This window comes from Terrabacter sp. NPDC080008 (genome assembly GCF_040702505.1).
Classification (GTDB): domain Bacteria; phylum Actinomycetota; class Actinomycetes; order Actinomycetales; family Dermatophilaceae; genus Terrabacter.
Genome location: NZ_JBFBLC010000001.1, coordinates 408,857 through 425,905, shown reverse-complemented (window position 1 = coordinate 425,905; position 17,049 = coordinate 408,857). Strand labels below are relative to the sequence as shown.

General features: G+C 72.0%; 6 protein-coding genes. All 6 read right to left on the bottom strand.

Translation table 11 applies throughout. From position 1 onward, the window contains the following. Positions 1–73 precede the first annotated feature (73 nt). Positions 74–4,477, bottom strand: coding sequence for an FtsK/SpoIIIE domain-containing protein (locus AB0316_RS01955; protein ID WP_366269997.1), 4,404 nt, complete (start codon positions 4,475–4,477; stop codon positions 74–76). Continuing rightward, positions 4,474–7,173, bottom strand: a complete 2,700-nt coding sequence (locus AB0316_RS01950) for a transglutaminase-like domain-containing protein (protein WP_366269995.1) — start codon at positions 7,171–7,173, stop codon at positions 4,474–4,476. Before AB0316_RS01950 ends, AB0316_RS01955 begins: the two co-directional genes overlap by 4 nt. Further along, on the bottom strand, positions 7,170–8,669 hold the full coding sequence (locus tag AB0316_RS01945; protein WP_366269993.1) for a DUF58 domain-containing protein: 1,500 nt from the start codon (positions 8,667–8,669) through the stop codon (positions 7,170–7,172). Before AB0316_RS01945 ends, AB0316_RS01950 begins: the two co-directional genes overlap by 4 nt. A gap of 32 nt (positions 8,670–8,701) precedes the next feature. Continuing rightward, on the bottom strand, positions 8,702–9,694 hold the full coding sequence (locus AB0316_RS01940; RefSeq protein WP_366269991.1) for a MoxR family ATPase: 993 nt from the start codon (positions 9,692–9,694) through the stop codon (positions 8,702–8,704). 99 nt (positions 9,695–9,793) lie between these two features. Beyond that, positions 9,794–16,105, bottom strand: a complete 6,312-nt coding sequence (locus AB0316_RS01935) for an Ig-like domain-containing protein (RefSeq protein ID WP_366269989.1) — start codon at positions 16,103–16,105, stop codon at positions 9,794–9,796. After that, positions 16,102–16,872, bottom strand: a complete 771-nt coding sequence (locus AB0316_RS01930; RefSeq protein ID WP_366271277.1) for a hypothetical protein — start codon at positions 16,870–16,872, stop codon at positions 16,102–16,104. Before AB0316_RS01930 ends, AB0316_RS01935 begins: the two co-directional genes overlap by 4 nt. Positions 16,873–17,049: the final 177 nt, after the last annotated feature.

The following is a 17,049-nucleotide window of genomic DNA, read 5'->3' as shown; positions in this document are numbered from 1 at the left end:
GAGCCACCGTGCCGTATGCCGCTGGGCCTCGTGAGTTTGACTGTGGCACAAGCGTTTCGGTGCGTTCGCGAGCTCATGGCAGCGCCACCTGGAGCAGCTCGAACCGGCCCTTCTCGACGACGAAACCGCGGCCCGGGGGCAGCTCTGCCCGGTTGAGGGCGGGGAGGTTGGCCTTGAAGACCGACAGCCCCTCGTTGCCGTCGGGGTGCAGTGCCAGGCCCGAGCGGGAGGTCTTGAGCAGGGCCTGCAGGCCGAAGTTGCTGCTGAAGAAGGCCGCCTCGCCCTCGGCGACGACGAGCTGGTCGTTGTCGACGCACGCCTTGACCAGGGCCGTGAGGGCGTTCTCGGCGCCCGCGGGAGCGAGGTCGTCGACGCGCTCGACGAAGACCGCGACGGGCCGGCTGGTGCGGCCTTCCTCGATGTCGGCGGTGAGGCGCGTGGCCAGCTTGGTGCTCGCCTCGCCGCCGACCGCGGTCTCGGCCCAGATGCCGAGGTCGAGCAGCTCTGAGGAGCGGCGCGGGGTCATCAGGTAGAGCGCGGTGCCCGAGCTGAACCGGAACAGGCCTGCGGCGGTGGCTGCGACGGCGGTCGTGCGGCCCGAGCCGGAGGGCCCGGTGACGACGAACGTCCCCTTGGGGTCGAAGCCGTGCGGCTCCAGGGTCGAGGAGGCGACCCCGAGCACAGGGCGCCCGTGGAACTCCGACGGCAGCTCGGCGAGCGGGATGACCTCGGCCAGGCTCTCGATCGGCGGTGCCTGGCTGACTCCCGCCTTGAGGGTGGCGTCGGCGAACGCCACGATGGCGGCCGCCTGCACCGTGACGTCGGACGAGCCGCCGAGGACCGCCACCTGCACCTCCGAGCCGGCCATCAGGCCGCGCCCGGCCGGTGACGACATGCTGAGGACGTCGCCGGGCACCCCGAAGACGGAGTAGTCGTCGCCACTGCTCATGCGCAGGATGATCCGGCCCTGCACAGCCGCGGCGAGGTTCGTCGGCAGGCCGGTGCGCTGGTCGGAGGCGATGATGAAGTGCACGCCGACGGGGCGTCCGTCGGCGGCGAGCCCGGCCAGCAGGTCGAGCCACTGGAACCGGCCGCCGACCTCGTAGGCCTGGCGGAAGGCGGTCATGTTGTCGATGAGCACGAGGATGCGCGGCTCGTCCGGACGGCCGGCGAGGCGCCGGTAGTCGGTGATCGTCGCGGCACTCACCGCGGAGTAGCGCGTCGCCCGCTCGTCGATCGTGGCGCGCAGCATCCGCAGCAACCGGGTGACGCGCTCGTGGTCGCCGCCCGGGACGATGGAGCCGACGTGCGGCAGCGCCTCGAGCATGGCGAGCCCTCGGTTGCCGAAGTCGAGGCCGTAGACGTGGCAGGGGCCACCGCGCACCGTGTAGCCGGCCGCCACCGCCATCGAGCGCAGGAAGACCGACTTGCCCGAGCCGGAGGAGCCGTAGATCGCGATGTTGCCCTCCTTGTCGGGCCGGAAGGCGATCTCGGGCTGGGCCTGCTTGTCCGGGTCGTCGGCGACACCGAAGACGAGCTCGTCGTCACGGCGCTGGGTCGGCAGGGTCGCTAGGTCGTAGACGGGACGCAGGTCGGGCAGCCAGGGCTTGCGCGGCCGGGGCAGCTGGGCGACCTTGGCGGCGCGTCCGAGCGTCGCGACCAGGCGCTGGATGTCGGTCGGGCCGAGGTCCACGACGTCGTCCGCGACGTCGGACTGCGGCGGCTCCCACTCCACCCCGCGGCCGAAGGTCAGCGTCTCGACCTTCATGTCCGGTGGCGGCGGGACGTCGGAGGTCCACCCACCGGCATACCCAGTCTGGAAGGGCACGAGCCGGCCCGGCCCGGTCTTGGAGACGGCACGACCGGGCAGCGCGGGGTCGAAGTAGGCGGCCTCCTTGGAGCCGAGGACGTCCTCGGAGTCGTTCTCGTCGGCCATCCGCAGGGCCATGCGCAGGTTGGTGTTGGCGCGCAGGTTGTCCTTGATGACACCGGCGGGGCGCTGCGTGGCGAGGATGAGGTGCAGGCCGAGCGAACGCCCGCGCTGGGCGACGTTGACGACACCGTCGACGAACTCGGGGACCTCCTGCACGAGCGCCGCGAACTCGTCGACGACGATGATGAGCGAGGGCGGGGTCTCCACCTCACCGCGGCGCTCGAGCTCCACGAGGTCCTTCGCCTTGTGGCGGGCCAGCAGGTGCTCGCGGTGGCGCAGCTCGGCGGCCAGCGAGGCGAGCGCGCGGCGCACGAGGTGCGGTGAGAGGTCGGTGACGAGGCCGACCGTGTGCGGCAGCTTGACGCAGTCGCGGAAGGCAGAGCCGCCCTTGTAGTCGACGAGCAGGAAGGTGACGCGCTGCGGGGAGTGCGCCGCTGCCATGCCGAGGATCCACGCCTGGAGCAGCTCGGACTTGCCGGCGCCGGTGGTGCCGCCGACGAGCGCGTGCGGGCCGTCAGAGCGGATGTCGACGGAGTAGGTGCCCTGGCTCGACTGGCCGACGACGGCGCGCAGGTTGCCCGGCCGGCGCGGCAGGACAGCGGGCGCGTATGGGCCGGTGAGGATCGAGCGGGACTCGCCCCACTTCTCGATGACAGCCTCCTCGGAGCTCGCGAGGTCGGTGCCGGTCAGGGTGAGCAGGGACACCGCCCGGGGCAGGTCGCTCGCGTCGTCGACGGGCACTCCGGCGTCGACGACCGGGGCGAGCTGGCGTGCGCAGGCGAGCGCCTCGTCGTGGGCGACCCGGTCGACGGCGACCGGCTGCACCTCCTCGCCGGCCCGGACGTAGCCGGCCCGGGAGGACTCGTCGCCCTCGACGACGAGGAAGGTGTGGCAGGCGGCCGGGAGCAGCTGCTGGGTCTCGGCGACCCACACCACGACGATCCCCTTGCCGTGGCCCCGCTCGGCGATGGCCACGAGCCGGCTGCGGTCGATCGGGGCGTCGCTCTCGACGAGGACGAGCACGGTCGGCCGCGGGGCGCCGGCGGCCGTATCAGGCTCCGAGGACGAGGCCGGGGCCGCCACGAGGTCCTCGAGCGCGTCGGCGAGGGCGGAGCACCCCGGGGCGCTGGCCGCGAGGTGGTCGACCCCGATCGGGCTGTGCGGCGAGGAGGTGTGCGGCAGCCACTTGAGGAAGTCCCAGTCGCGGGCCGAGCTGCCCGAGGCGAAGGAGCAGACCGCGAGCTCGGCCGGCGAGTGCAGGGCGGCGGCCTGCACGAGCAGCGAGCGGGCGGCACCGAGCGCGTTCGCGCGGGGGCCGGCGACGCCGACGGCGCCGTCGACCAGCGGGGTGGAGACGACCGGGACGTCGTGGACGACCTCGAGGCCGGCCAGCTCCTCGGACACGGCATACCAGGCCTCGGCCTTCGAGCGGCCCACGGCGGGCATCTTGATGCTCGAGCGGGACGGGCGCGTGCCGACGCCGAGGCGCAGCTCGCCGAAGCCGGGGGTGTCGCTGCGACGGGTCCACAGCAGGGCGCTGCGGTCACGCACCGCGGCCAGGCACTCCGCGCCGGACGGGTGCTCGGCGCGCCGGGTGTCGCCCTCGACCTCGATCGACCCGCGGATGCGCTGCGAGAGCAGGCCGAGGTCCTCGCGGAACTCCTCCATCGCCTGCGCGAAGTCCTTCTTCTGCTGGCGGCGGGCCTCGTAGTAGGTGCCGGCCATCATCACCGGCATCATCAGCATGAAGACGATGGAGTACGGGCTCTTGGTGACCGCGAAGAGGACGGCGCCCATGAGCAGCGGCACGATCATCGCCACGAGCGGCATCGGGTTGGTCTTCTGCCGCTCGGGCAGGTCGGGGACCTGGAACTCCTCACCCTCGAAGACCGGCGCCACCCGCGGCGACCGGGAGAACGCCACCGTGCCGGCGTCTCCGGACAGGACGCCGCTGCCCGGGCGGCTGACGACGCCGTCGCCCTGCAGGTGCACCTCGAGCTCGGTGTCGCCGAGTCTCACGACGTCGCCGCTCTTGAGGTGCGCACGCGTCACCTGCTGACCACCGGCCGTGATGCCGTTGGCGGAGCCGAGGTCGACGACCTCGACGACCTCCTGGATGACGAGCTTGGCGTGCTTGCGCGAGACCGACTCGTCCGAGAGCTGCACCTCGCAACCGCGACCACGGCCGACGTATGCCGTCCCGCGGGCCAGGGGGACCTCGCGCCCCGCGTCGGGCCCCGAGCGGATGTAGGCGACGGCCGCCGGGCGGCCCCGGTCGACGAAGCCCTCACCGGCCCGCGTGACCGACACGCGCATGCCCGACTGCAGGCCGCTCTCGGCGACGGTGGCGCGGGGGTCGAGCGCGCGCAGCTCCTGGTCCACGAGGGCGAGCGTCATCGCCTGGGCAGTACCGAGGGCGCTCGACCGGTGCGGGTCGGCCGAGGCGAGGTACACCGCGAGGTCACCGACCGTGGTGGCCGAGTCGGTGGTCGCGACGAGGTCGGTCTCCCGGTCCCCGGACCGGAGGACGAACTTCAGCTTCACGCGTCACTCCTCGTGCGTGCGGTGGTCTTCAGCCGCGAGCGGCGGGACGGCTGCTCCGGCTTGCCCTGCCGGCGGGAGGTGCGGGTGCGGGCCGGCCCCAGGCCGGCTCCGGTGGGGAGCCGGTCGCGGAAGGTCGCCAAGGACACGTCGCCGCGCAGCTTCTGCCAGAAGCCCTGCTGGCTGCGCAGCCGCCGGCGCGCGGTCTCGACGTCCGCCCAGAACGCCTCGACCTCTTCGGGCGAGGGTTCGGCGACGTCGAACACGTGCCCGTTGGCGCGGTTCGCGAGTGGCACGAGTTCAAGACCAAGCGCAGGTCGAGTGGGCACTTCGGTCCCCTGTCCCGAAGTCACAAGCTCAGGCCCAGGTCGAGTGGGCACTTCGGCACCCTTCTCGGCATGCGTGGGCTCTTCGACGTCCGCGCCGAAGTGCCCACTCGACGTGGTGAACGCGCCCGATACGGGGACCGGGGCCCCGATGACTGCTCCATCGACGACTGGGCTCGGCTTCTCGGGCGGGGGGCCGAAGACGTGCTCCTCGAGGGCGCGCGCCTGCTCGAGGCGGGTGCCCTTGGCGGGCAGCGGCATACGGAGGTCTCGTGCGGTGTCGACGACCTCGCGCCAGCCGCCGCTCACGCGGGCGGCGGTGGCCCCGGTCGTGCGGCGGCGCCGCCGCCGCAGCCACTTCGCGAGGCGGATCGCGCCGTAGACCGCGAGGAGCACGAGCAGCGGCAGCACCACGTAGAAGAGGAGGAAGCGCAGCCAGTCCGGCCACGTCGACGGGTCGAGCGGGTTCTTGTCGTCCTTCGACGGCGTCTTGAGCTGCGTGGCGTTCTGCGCCTGGTCCGGGCCCTGCAGCACGCTCGGCGGGTTGTTGGCCGCCGGCGGCGGCACCTGGGCGCCGGTCTTCTTCTCCTCGGACTTGGTGATCAGCTGCTGCGGCTTCTTGTTGCGGTCGGGCAGGAACTGCTTCCAGTAGATCGGCTGCCACGAGCCGTCGGCGCGGCCGACCTCGACCCAGGCGTGGACGTCCTTGCCCTTGATCGCGCCGTCGGCCTCGGGCTCGGCCCCGAGCACGACGCGGGCAGGCACCCCGAGGCGGTTGGCGGCGAGCGCCAGCGCGGACGCGTACTGCTCGTCGTTCCCGGCGAGCTGGGGCGACTTCATGAACTGAGTCATGCGGCGCAGGCTGTGGCCCGGCAGGAAGATGTTCTGGTAGTCCCCGGGGGCGCCACCGTCGGTGTACGCGCCGTCCTGCATGGCCTTGGCGACGGCGACGACCTGCTGCCAGGAGCCGTCGACCCGCTCGGTCCACGGCGTGATCTTGTCGTCGACGAAGGTGAGGTTCTGCCCGTCGACGATGCTGCCCTCGGCGACGTCGACCTCCTTGGGCAGGGCGCCGTCGACCTTCTGGGCCAGCGCAGTGACGGTGTAGGTGTCGCCGGCCTGGAGCTTCTCGGGGAGCACGCCGGTGTTGGTGTCGACGTTGAAGCGCAGGTCGTCGGCGAGCTGCGAGGCGCGCGACCCGCCGAAGTCGAGCCCGGTCACGGTGCCGAAGGTGGGCAGCCAGACGTCGCTGTAGCCGCTCGCGGGGACGCTGACCGTGGCCGTGACCGGGTCGCCGGGGCCGTCGGCGGCGATGTGGCTGCCGATCTTGCGGAAGCCGGTGCCGTCGGGCTCGGAGCCGGTGCCCTTGTTGGCGACGTTGCCGGCGCCCCAGACGAAGCTGTCGTAGGAGTCGAGGGCGGCGATGCGCACCGGGACGCCCGCCGGCAGTCCCTTGACGGTGAGCAGCGTCTTGTCGAAGAGGTGGGCGCCGTTGGGCTCGGTGTACTGCCGGAAGCCGGCGAGCGGGGACGGGTACTGCGTGACGTCGTAGGGCGGCACCAGCGCCGAACGGAAGACGGTGCGGTCGGCGTCGTCCGCGCCGGGCAGCAGCGGGCCTAGGAGGAAGCCGCCGACGGTCGCGGCCGCGAGCAGTGCCGCCGTCGTGACGGCCCGCGTCGTGCGGCCCGCGCCGTTCTGCAGGGCCGGGCGGTTGCGGTTGCTGCGCAGCGCCGTCCAGCCGATCGCCGCCAGGGCGAAGAGCGCTCCCTGCAGCAGCACCGCGGCGGGGGTCAGCGTGCCGAGCACGATGGAGGCGACGAGCAGGAGCACCGGCGCCACGAGCGCGGCCACCGCACTGGTCCACCGACGGGCCACGCCGTAGGCGGCGGCCGCGCCGAGCAGCCCGAAGAGGAACGGCAGCGCCATGTACGGGCCCTCGGAGTCGACCGGCGGCAGGGCCGTCAGCAGCTCCTTCCAGCCGGGCACCGCCATGTGCACGAGCGAGCCGAAGGTGCTGCCCGAGGGCAGGAAGCCGGCGATGAGGTCCTCGCGCGTCGCGATGGGTCCGCCGAGGAGCAGGTATGCCGCTGCGACCGCCACCAGCGTGACGATCCCGGGTGCCCGGTAGGTCGCCGTGACGTGCGAGACGAGCAGGCCCAGCACGAGCCCGGCGAGTCCGACCCAGAGCCAGCCGAGGCCGAAGAAGGTGGTGCGGAAGCCGACGAGGGCCAGGCCCACGAGGACCGCGCAGAAGGCGGCGTCGACGAGGTGTGCCGTCGTCGGGCGCAGGCGCGCGAGCTGGCCGCGCAGGCGCGCGCCGGCCGAGGGCGGCGTCACGAGCGCGGACGGAGGGGGTGCGGGGATCGAGCTCATCGGGCCACCCCTGAGACGAGAAGTGAGCGGAGGTCCTCGAGGCGGGCGAGGGTGAGGATGGTCAGGCCGCCGCCCCGGCGGATGCCGTGGTCGGCCTGCGGGTCGACGACGACCACGACCCGGGTCACCTCGGGCGGGAACTGCGCCGCGGCCCGCTGCAGCTCGACGAACGGGCGGTGCGGCCCTGTGACGAGGAAGCAGGTGCTCGTGTCGGGCGCGAGCTCGGCGGCCTCGAGCGAGGCGGGCAGCAGGTCGGCCGGTCCGGGCTCGACGCGCGACATGGCATCGAGGCCGACCTGCGGCACGGACTTGGTGACCTTGTGGCTGCCGCAGACGATGGTGCAGTCCTGCTCGTCGAGCATGACGCGGACCATGATGGAGCTGCCCACCGAGATGGCGGTCTCGACGTCGGCCTGGGTGGCCGACGGAGCGTTGGCGGCCATGACGTCCCGCTCCAGCTGGCGGTCGTCGCGGTCGGTGCGGCCCGTGCGGCCGTGGCCCGAGCGGTACTGCTCGGGGTCGGGGTCGATGATGACGGTGACGTGCGAGCGCCGGGTGTCCAGGAACTGGCGCACGAGGAGCTTGCCGGCCTTGGCGGAGCTGCGCCAGTGGATGTAACGGCGGTCGTCGCCCGGCTGGTACTCGCGCAGGGCGTGGAAGGCGAGGTCGCTCATCGAGACGTCCTCGGTGGTGCTGCCCTCGAGGTCGCGCAGCAGGCCGGCGCCGAGCGACTCGAGGGCCACCGTGCGGGGGTGGACGAACAGCTCGGTGCGCTCGGTCCAGGTCAGGGTGCGCCGCATCAGGCCGAGCGGGTCACCCTGCACGGTCGTGGCCGGGCCCACCTGGATGACCCCGCGCCGCGAGGTCGGCACGACGAAGAGCTCCTCGTGCGCCTTGCCCGGGGTCAGGGCGGGCAGGACGAATCGGGCTGCCGAGAGGCCCACGGGCAGCTCGACGAGGATCGGCAGCATCGGGGTGCGGGCCTCGTTGGTGACGAGGATGCGGCCCGTCGCGGGCTCCCCGACGGTGACGCGGCGCGGGTCGACCTCGGCGACGATGCGCACCTTGGTGCGACCCAGCGCGAGCAGCAGGCAGATGACGAAGAGCACCAGGGCGGCGGCGGCCATCATGAGCAGCTCGGTCCAGCCCCAGCGGGCGCCGACGAACCAGCAGACCACCCCGAGCGCGAGGATCGTCCACCCCAGGCCCGAGACCCAGCCCACGACCCGTGCGACCGGGCGCCACACGCCCTCGGTCTGGCCGGCCACCTGCCCGATCGAGCGGGTCAGCGGCTGGGTGATCTGGCGGATACCGCGACTGGTCGTCCCGGCAGCCGACCGCGCGCGGGGCCCCGACGTCCCGGACGCCCGGGTCGGCGTGCCGGTGGGTGACCCCGCCCCGGGCGCACCCGCGCCCGACGGCGCGGGCCGGCGTGACGGCATACGGAAGCGGCTGCCGCGACGCGAGCGCGCGGCCTCCTGGTCCTGCTGGGTCATTCGCTTCCCCTGGTCTGCAGCGGTGACGGGCGTCAGGCCGAGGCGCGCTCGGCGGGCGGGGCGATGTCGCCGAGGATCTGGTCGATGACCTGCTCGACGGTCGTCCCGGCGAACTGCGCCTCGGCACCGAGCAGCAGTCGGTGGCTGAGGACCGGCTCGGCGAGCATCTTGATGTCGTCGGGCACGACGTAGGTGCGGCCCTGGCTCGCGGCCCACGTCTTGGCGCAGCGGACGTAGGCGAGACAGCCGCGGACCGACAGGCCGAGCTTGAGGCTGGGATGGCGGCGCGACTCCTCGGCGATGCGGCTGACGTAGCCGAGGATCGCCGGGTCGACGTGCACCTCGTCGGCGAGCTTGCTCATCTCGACGATGACGTTGCTCGCGATGAGCGGGCTGAGGGTCTTGGCGCGGTCACGCGTCTTGGCGTCGGCCAGCACCGCGATGGTCGCCTCGTGGTCGGGGTAGCCGACGCTCGACTTCATCAGGAAGCGGTCGAGCTGCGCCTCGGGCAGGCGGTAGGTGCCGGCCTGCTCGATGGGGTTCTGCGTCGCGATGACCATGAACGGCTGGCCGACCGAGTGCGGCTTGCCGTCGATGGTGACCCGGCCCTCCTCCATGACCTCGAGCAGCGCCGACTGGGTCTTCGGCGAGGCGCGGTTGATCTCGTCGGCGAGCACGATGGTCGCGAAGATCGGGCCCGGGTGGAACTCGAACGCCTGCTTGCTCGGCTCGTAGATCGTCACGCCGGTGACGTCGCTCGGCAGCAGGTCGGGCGTGAACTGGATGCGGCTGTGCGTGCCCTGGACCGTGGCGGAGAGGGCGCGGGCGAGCTGCGTCTTGCCGGTGCCGGGGAAGTCCTCGAGGAGCATGTGGCCCTCGGAGAGCAGGCAGGTCAGCGCCAGGCGCGTCACGTGCTGCTTGCCGAGGACGGCCTTCTCGATGTTGGCGACGAGCTGGTCGAAGGTGTGGGCGAACCACGTGACCTGCTCCTGCGTGATGCGACCGGTGGTGGGGGTGGCCGTCATGGGTGTCGTGCTCCTGTCGTAGTCATGTCGAAGGCTTGCGTATGCCGGGTGGCTGCTGTCAGGGCGGGCGCGTGGCTGGCCCTGGGTCGGCGGGCTCACTCAGCCGCCCCAGGGGTCGCGGGTGAAGGAGTCGCTGCCGTTGCTGCCGCTGCAGGTGATCCGAACCCAACCGCCGCCGAAGCCGAAGTACTTGCTCGAGGTGTTGGTGCCGTTGGTGGGCTGGTGAGAACCGTGCGTGCCGTCGTCGTTGTTGTACGGCCACGGGCCGTTGCTGCTCGCGAAGCTGCAGCTGATGTGGCCCTGGAAGTCCTGCAGGTCGTACTGCAGGTACTGGCAGTCGCCGGTGCTGCATCCGGTGGTGTAGCCGGTGTGGCCCGTGGGCCGCAGCCAGTTCACCTTGGGCTTGGGCGCAGCGTTCGTCGTGCCGGTGACGTAGCCGGTCCACGGTCCGGGACCCGAGTCCTGGGCGATGGCCCGCACCCGGATCCGCTTCGACTGCGAGTAGCCGAGTCCGCCGAAGGTGGTCGAGTGCGTGCCCGCGCCGACGGTCTGGTTGCGGTCGCCGTCGATCTCGTAGCCGGTGATCGGCCGGCCCTCGCTAGGCGCGGTGCCCCACGTGAAGGTGATGCTGTTGTTGTCGTGGGACTCGCGCAGGCCCGGGACCCCGTTGGTCGGGCCGTAGGGGTGGAAGCTGACCGAGTTGGACCACGGGGAGCAGCGACCGGCCACGTTGCAGGCCTGGACCTGCATCGTCTGCTGGCTCGTGCCGAGGTTGCTCGCGGTGCCACCCGAGCAGCCGCCGGAGCAGCCCCACGAGCCGGAGCGCCCGGCCGAGGTGCGCCAGTTGACCTTCTGGTAGCCGCGCGAGCGCGAGTCACCGAGGCCGAAGGAGGCGTTGGCCGAGTAGTTCTTGCTCGGCGTCGACACCGACTTCAGCGAGGGTGTCTCGGGCACGCCGTCGGCGACGTAGGAGCTGTAGTTGGACTTGTCCGACGTCGAGGGGCCGCCGTTGGTGGCCGTCACGACGTACTGCACCGTCTGGCCCTGGTAGGGGATGGTGTCGCTGGCGACCCGCGACTCACCGCCCGAGCGGGTGGCGATGTGGTTCCACGCCCCGCCGCCGGTGCGGCGGTAGACGTCGTACTTCGTGATCGCCGGACCGTTGGGGTCGGTGGACGGCCACGAGATGGACACCTGGGCGTTGGCCGCGCCGGGGACCGGCTCGCGCGGGCTCAGGGTGGGGGCCGGGACCGCGGCGGGCTTGCCGAAGGACTGGGCCTTGACGTCCGGTCCGAAGGGACCCCAGCCGGCTTCGTTCCGCGCCTGGACGCGGATGTTGTACGCGTCGTTGTTGACCAGGCCGCTGATGACCTTGGTCAGCCCCGGGGCTCGGACCGGAGCAGAGCTGCCGCTGCCGGCGTTGCCACCGATGTCGACCCACTGCACGCGGTACTCGAGCACCGGGCTGCCCTCGTTGGCGGGCGCAGCCCAGTTGACCGTGAGCTTGCGGTCGCCCGGGGTGACGTCGGTGATCGACGTCGCCTTGGGCTTGGTGTCGGGACGCACGGTGTTGCTGGCCGGGCTCGGGTCGGACCAGCCGACGGGGTTGCGGCTGCGGACCGTGAACGAGTAGTCCTTGCCGTTCGTCAGGCCGGTGACCGTGCACGGCGAGGAGGTGCACTCCTTCGTGCCGCCACCCGGACCGTTGACCGTGACCTCGTAGCCCTCGATCGGCAGGCCGCCGTCGTAGCCGGGCGGACGGAAGTCGACCCGGGCGCTGCTGCCGAGGATGCGGTCGGCCACGGCCGTGGGGGCCGCCATCGCGTCGGGCTTGCTCCGGACGCTGACGGCGACCTCGCCGCGTGCGGGGAGCCGGCCCGCCGCGTCGGTGACGGAGACGAGGATGCGCGCGTCGCCACGCGCCTTGTCGGAGGCCGAGACCGTCAGCTGGCACCCGCTGGCCGAGGCCGTGACCCCGGTGCCGGCGGCGACCTGGGACTGGCCGATGACGCACTTCGGCGCGCTGAGCGGGCTGTCGAGGTACTGGGCGAGGTTGACCGTGCGGCTCGTCCCGGCGATGAGGCCCTCGATGGTGACCGGCCGCAGGGTCGCCGCCGGCGGGGCGCTGACGACGCGGACCCGCACCTTGTAGGTCTCGGCGCCGCCCTTGGCCTTGACCGTGACGGCGCCCGTCGAGCCCTCCTTGGCGCCCGCCTGGGCCTTGAGCACGACCTGGCGGCCACCGGCCCCGGTCTGCGTCAGGTCGACGCGGTCGATCGCGGGGCTCCAGCTCGCTTCGTACTGCGCGTTGCTCGTGTCCATGCCGGTCGGCAGCCAAGCGTGGCACAGGCGCGGGATGTCGAAGGAGCGGGCCGGCCCGTCGGCGACGAGCTGGACCTCGTGGTCCGGGCAGCGCAGGACCGGCACGTCGGGACCGATCTGGACCGGGATCGTGACGTAGGCGCTCTGCGCTCCCTTGTCCGCCGTTCCCTTGGAGTTGGTCACCTCGAGCATCAGCGCGGCCGGGCCGACGTAGCCGTTGGTCGACGTGAGCGTGATGTCGATGCCCGACGTCGCCTGGGACTGGAGGTTCTCCTCCGGGGAGGTCGAGACGGTGTCGGGCGAGGTGAGCGTGACCTTGCCGCCCCGGGGGTCGCTCACGTAGTCGCCGAGCGAGACCTTGGCGGTGGAGTCGGCGCCCATCTTGATCGTCTTGCCGTCGACGACGTAGGGGATGCCGTTGCTGCCGGCCGGGACGTAGATCAGCGCCATCGCCGAGGCCCCGTCGGCGTCCTCGATGACGTAGGGCACGACGCGTGCCTGCGGCCGCAGCTGGATGCGCAGCTTGCGCCCCTCCCGCGTCACGCCGTCGCCGACGAACTTGGTGATCTTCAGGCTCGCCTGGTCGCCGTCGATGTCACGGTCGTTGGCGAGCGCGTCGACGACGATCGAGGTCTCGCCCGGCTTGGCGATGCCGGTGTCGTCGACGGCGATCGGCGGGTTGTTGAAGTTCTTCTGCCCACGCACCGTCAGGGTCGACTTCGACGGCTCGAAGAGGCCGTCGGTGATGCCGTAGGTCAGCACCTTCGCCGGACCGTCCTCGGGCGCGACCACCTTGAAGGTGTCGTCCTTCTGCCGCGTGAACTGCTTGAGCACGTCGGGGTCGTTGAGGGTGGTGAGGTCGACGAACGACACGGAGTCGCCGGCGGCGATGAGGTCGTTGGACAGCACGTCGGCGCGGACGGTGCGACCGGGGGCGGCCACGACGTCGTCCTCGACGGCCACGGGCGGCTGCGGGTCACCGGGCTGCACGACGCCGACGCGGATGAAGCCCTCGCTCGTCAGCCCGAAGCGGTCGCGCAGCTGGTAGCGGATGACCTCGGTGCCGGAGCTGCGCGGGTAGGCCTCGTAGCGGATGGTCGCGGCCCCGAAGCCGAGCACCCGCCCGAGCTTGAGGTCGACGGCCTTGCCGTCCTCGCCGACGATGCCGCTGACGAAGGTCAGGTCGCCGTCGGGGTCGACGCCGCTCGTGGGCACCGTGATCGCGATGGTGTCGCCGGCCGTGACGCTCGCGGAGAAGCTACGGGCCGCCGGCGGCTGGTCGGGATACTTCACGGCGTCGGGCAGCGGGTTGATGGTGACGTTCACCCGGCCCGTGACCGACCGCGCCCTCAGGCCCTCGGGATACGTGGCGTACTCGAGGATCGCGGAGGCGGGCCCCTTGAGCGTGGCCTGCTCGGGGACGTAGCGCACGACCGTTCCGGAGGCGAAGGCCTGGCCGCCGCCCGAGACGACCTTGACGCTGGCCGGGTCGAGCTTGAGCGGGATGCCCTCGCTCATCGAGTCGTTGTCGAGCACGGGGATGGTGACGGCGTCGCCGATGCGGACAGTCGCCACGTCGTCCACGACGGTGGGCCGCACGACGTCCTTGGTCTCCGGCTTCTGCACGACGGAGAGCTGGCCGACGGCGGTCTTGGTGCCGTCGCTGATGGTGTAGCTGACGGTCGACCTGCGGGGGGTGTCGCCCTCGAGGGGCGAGGTGGCCTGCACGCGTACCCAGCGACCCTGGACGACGGAGACCCGCAGCCAGGCGGCGCCGGTCACGACGCGCTGGACGACGAGGACGTCGCTGCGCGGGCTGTAGTCGTTGGAGAGCACGTCGGCGATGACGGGGGTCTGCCCACGCACCACCGCCGAGTCGGGGCTGGCGACCGGGGGCAGGTCTGCCGACGGGTTGGGCAGGATGTCGACGCGGATGCGGCCCACGCTGACGCCCGAGCCGACCTGGGCGGCATACGTCACGGTCGAGGTGCCCGGGGTCTGGCCGGTCACGGTGAGCACCCCGGTGTCGAGGTTGGTGTCGAGCGTCAGCTGGCCCGGTCCCTTGACCGCCTGGGCGAGGCGCATCCGCGCCTGCGGGTCCGTCGGGTCGGCCCCGGCGATGTCGTTGCCGAGCGGCTGGAGCTGGACCGGCTTGCCGACGACCGCGCGCACGACGTCGGGCTGGGTCTTCGGCGGGACGGCCTTGCTGTCCTGCTCGCTCAGCACGTCGAGCGTCACGGACGCCTGCTGGGTGCCGCCACGGCCGTCGTCGACCTGGTAGTCGACGACCTGGTCGCCCTTGTCGCCCTTCGCCTTGATGGTCAGGGCGCCGGAGCCGTCGACGCCCGTGGTGGCGGGGTCCATGGCCGAGACCTGGATGGGGTCGTTCTCGGCGTCGCGCCAGTCGGCGATGACCCCGACCCGGACGGAGCCGTCGGCGACGACGGGGTACTTCGCCTTGGCGAGCTTCGCCTGCCCGGCGCGCAGCTTCGGAGGGGTGTTGACCTCCGGACCGACGATGCGGACCGTGACCTTGGCCTTCGCGCGGCCGTTCTTGGCGGTGGTGCCGTTGTTGACGGTGTACTCGAAGGAGAACGTGCCGGTGGCCTCCTCGGGCACGCTGACCTGCACGGTCTGGCCGTCGGCCGAGGCGGTGGCCGAGATGCCCGGGGCATCGGGCTGGGTGACGTCGCCCGGTGAGATCGCCAGGATCGAGCCCTGCGAGTCGGAGTCGTTGTCTAGGACGTGGAGCGTGGAGGTGCGGCCCGGGCGGACCTGCTCGTTGTCGTTCTGCGCCTTCGGCGGGGTGCGGCTCACCTCGTCGTCGACGAGGTTGTCGTCCTTCTTCTTGTTCTTCTTGTCGTTCTGCGGCGGCGGGATGACCGAGTTCCAGTTGTCGATCTTGACCTTGTTGCGGTCGATGTCCCAGACGTCGCCGGAGTCGAGGTCGTTGAGCACGATGAGGCCGCGATTGACGCGCAGCTTCACGCCGTCGGTGCGCACGCCCTTCTTCATCGCCCCGAGGTCGACGGTGTCGGCGTCGGTGGGGCTGCCGCAGTTGCGGCCGTAGTAGACGTGCGAGGCGCCGGCCCAGGCGGCGTGGACGCAGCTCGCGAGGCGCACCGGCGCCGAGAGGAAGAGGCGCTGCCCGGGCGCGGCCTGCGTGAGCTTGACGCCGCCGACGCTCGAGCTGTCGCTCGTCAGTGGCACCTGGGTCAGCTGCGTCTCGTCCTGGACGAGCACCGTCGAGGCGTCGGGCCCGGGCTGCTGCAGGGCGGCGAAGGCGGGGTTGCCCGGCTCGGCGTTGCCGACCGAGAGCTGCTGCGGCTTCTCGAGGGCGTCGGAGTAGAGCTTGCCGGTGCCCGAGTCCCACACGACCCAGTGCGTGCCGACGGCCGTGACCTGCGCTGACTTGGAGCTGAAGCCGAGCTTCGTCGTCACGGGCTTGGCGTATGCGTTGCCCTCCGGCCGCAGCACGGTGATCGTCCCGAGCTCGCCCGACACCGCATACACGGACCCGTCGACGCCGACCGCGACGGCGGCGTTGCCGCCGACCTTCGCCAGCGGCTTGGCCTGCGTCTGCAGGCCGTCGAGTCCGCTGATACCCGAGGGGTCGTCGACCCGCTGGGCGCGGACCTCGCCCTTGGCGGGGTCGATCATCGCGATCGTGTGGCCTCGCAGGTCCACGAGCGGCGCGGTGAACACCCGGTTGCCGGTGGCGGTGCTCGGCTTGGGCAGCACGATGGCCTGCTCGGAGGCGAGGGTGCCCTCAGCCGGGTTGATGGGGACGATCTGGTTGCTCGCCCGGGAGTAGCCGACGATCTCCGGGCCGTCCTGGAAGACGTCGAGGCCCGAGCCGCTCGAGCCGTCGGAGAGGACGCCGGCGTCGAGCTGGCCCGCGGGCTTGTTCATGCGGCCGAACCGGGCCTGCTCGGCGTTGGTGACCCAGATGCCGCCGTCGTTGAGGTCGGCCTTGCGCACGACCTCGCCGTCGCTGCGGGTGGCGAACCAGACGAGCAGGCTCGCGACGAGCGCGACGACGACGGTGGAGGCGACCCCGATCCGTCGCTTCGTGGCGGCGGTGCTCATGCATTCCCCTGTTCGGCCGGGACCAGCTGGTCGGCGGCTCGTTCTTCTGCTGCTGAGGTGGTGGTGCCGGGCGCGTCGAGGAGGGCCAGGTCGTCCTCGGTGACGATCTTGGTCGAGAGCGCGTGCTCGACGAGACGGGCCTTGCGGTTCGTGGCGAGCTTGCCGACGCCGCCGTGCAGGCCGCGCGTGCCGGCGTCGGCGAGCTTCTGGCAGACGTTGTCGAGCTTGCGGTTGAAGCGCGTGAGGGTCCAGCCGAGGCGCTCGGCTGCGGCGGCAGAGGAGGGTATCTGGCTCGTACCCGCTTCACGCCTCCGGAGGAACGGCTCGCACAGCGCGACGATGAGCAGCTTCTGGTCCGGCGTCAGCGAGACGCGGCCGACCGTCGCGGCGCCCACCTCGTCGTCATCGGAACCGCGGTCGGCGGGGCCCTCGGCGGTCACCGTCTTGAAGGCGGGGCTCGCGACGTGGATCTCGAAGTCGTAGGTGGTCGGGCCTGCGGTGAACCACACGAGGAGCTTCTTCATGGCCAGCGGGATGCGGGCGCCAGGGTTGAGGAAGGCCTGGAAGAGGCCCTGCTCGTCGGCGACCGTGGCCGTGAGGGTCGACCCTGTGTTGGTGAGCCACCAGAAGCCCGCCTCGTGGGAGACCCGCAGGAAGGTGCGGTGCAGGTAGGGGTTGTCGTCGATCTCGACGTCACCGGAGCGGCCGATCGTCAAGCCGGCGTCGGGTGACACGGAGTGGCTCTCGCCGCAGAACACGACGGTCACCTTGCTGTGGATCACGATCAGGTCCCCTAATCCCTGTCGACGTGGCGCACCTGCCCACCCCCCGTACAACGGGGCCGCGGACAGGTGGAGTTACGAGGCTTTGCGCTGGTTTGGTGGCTTTGGTCTCGAGGGTGCCTTCCGCGTGCGGCCGTGTCCACCCGCCGGCATACTCAGCCG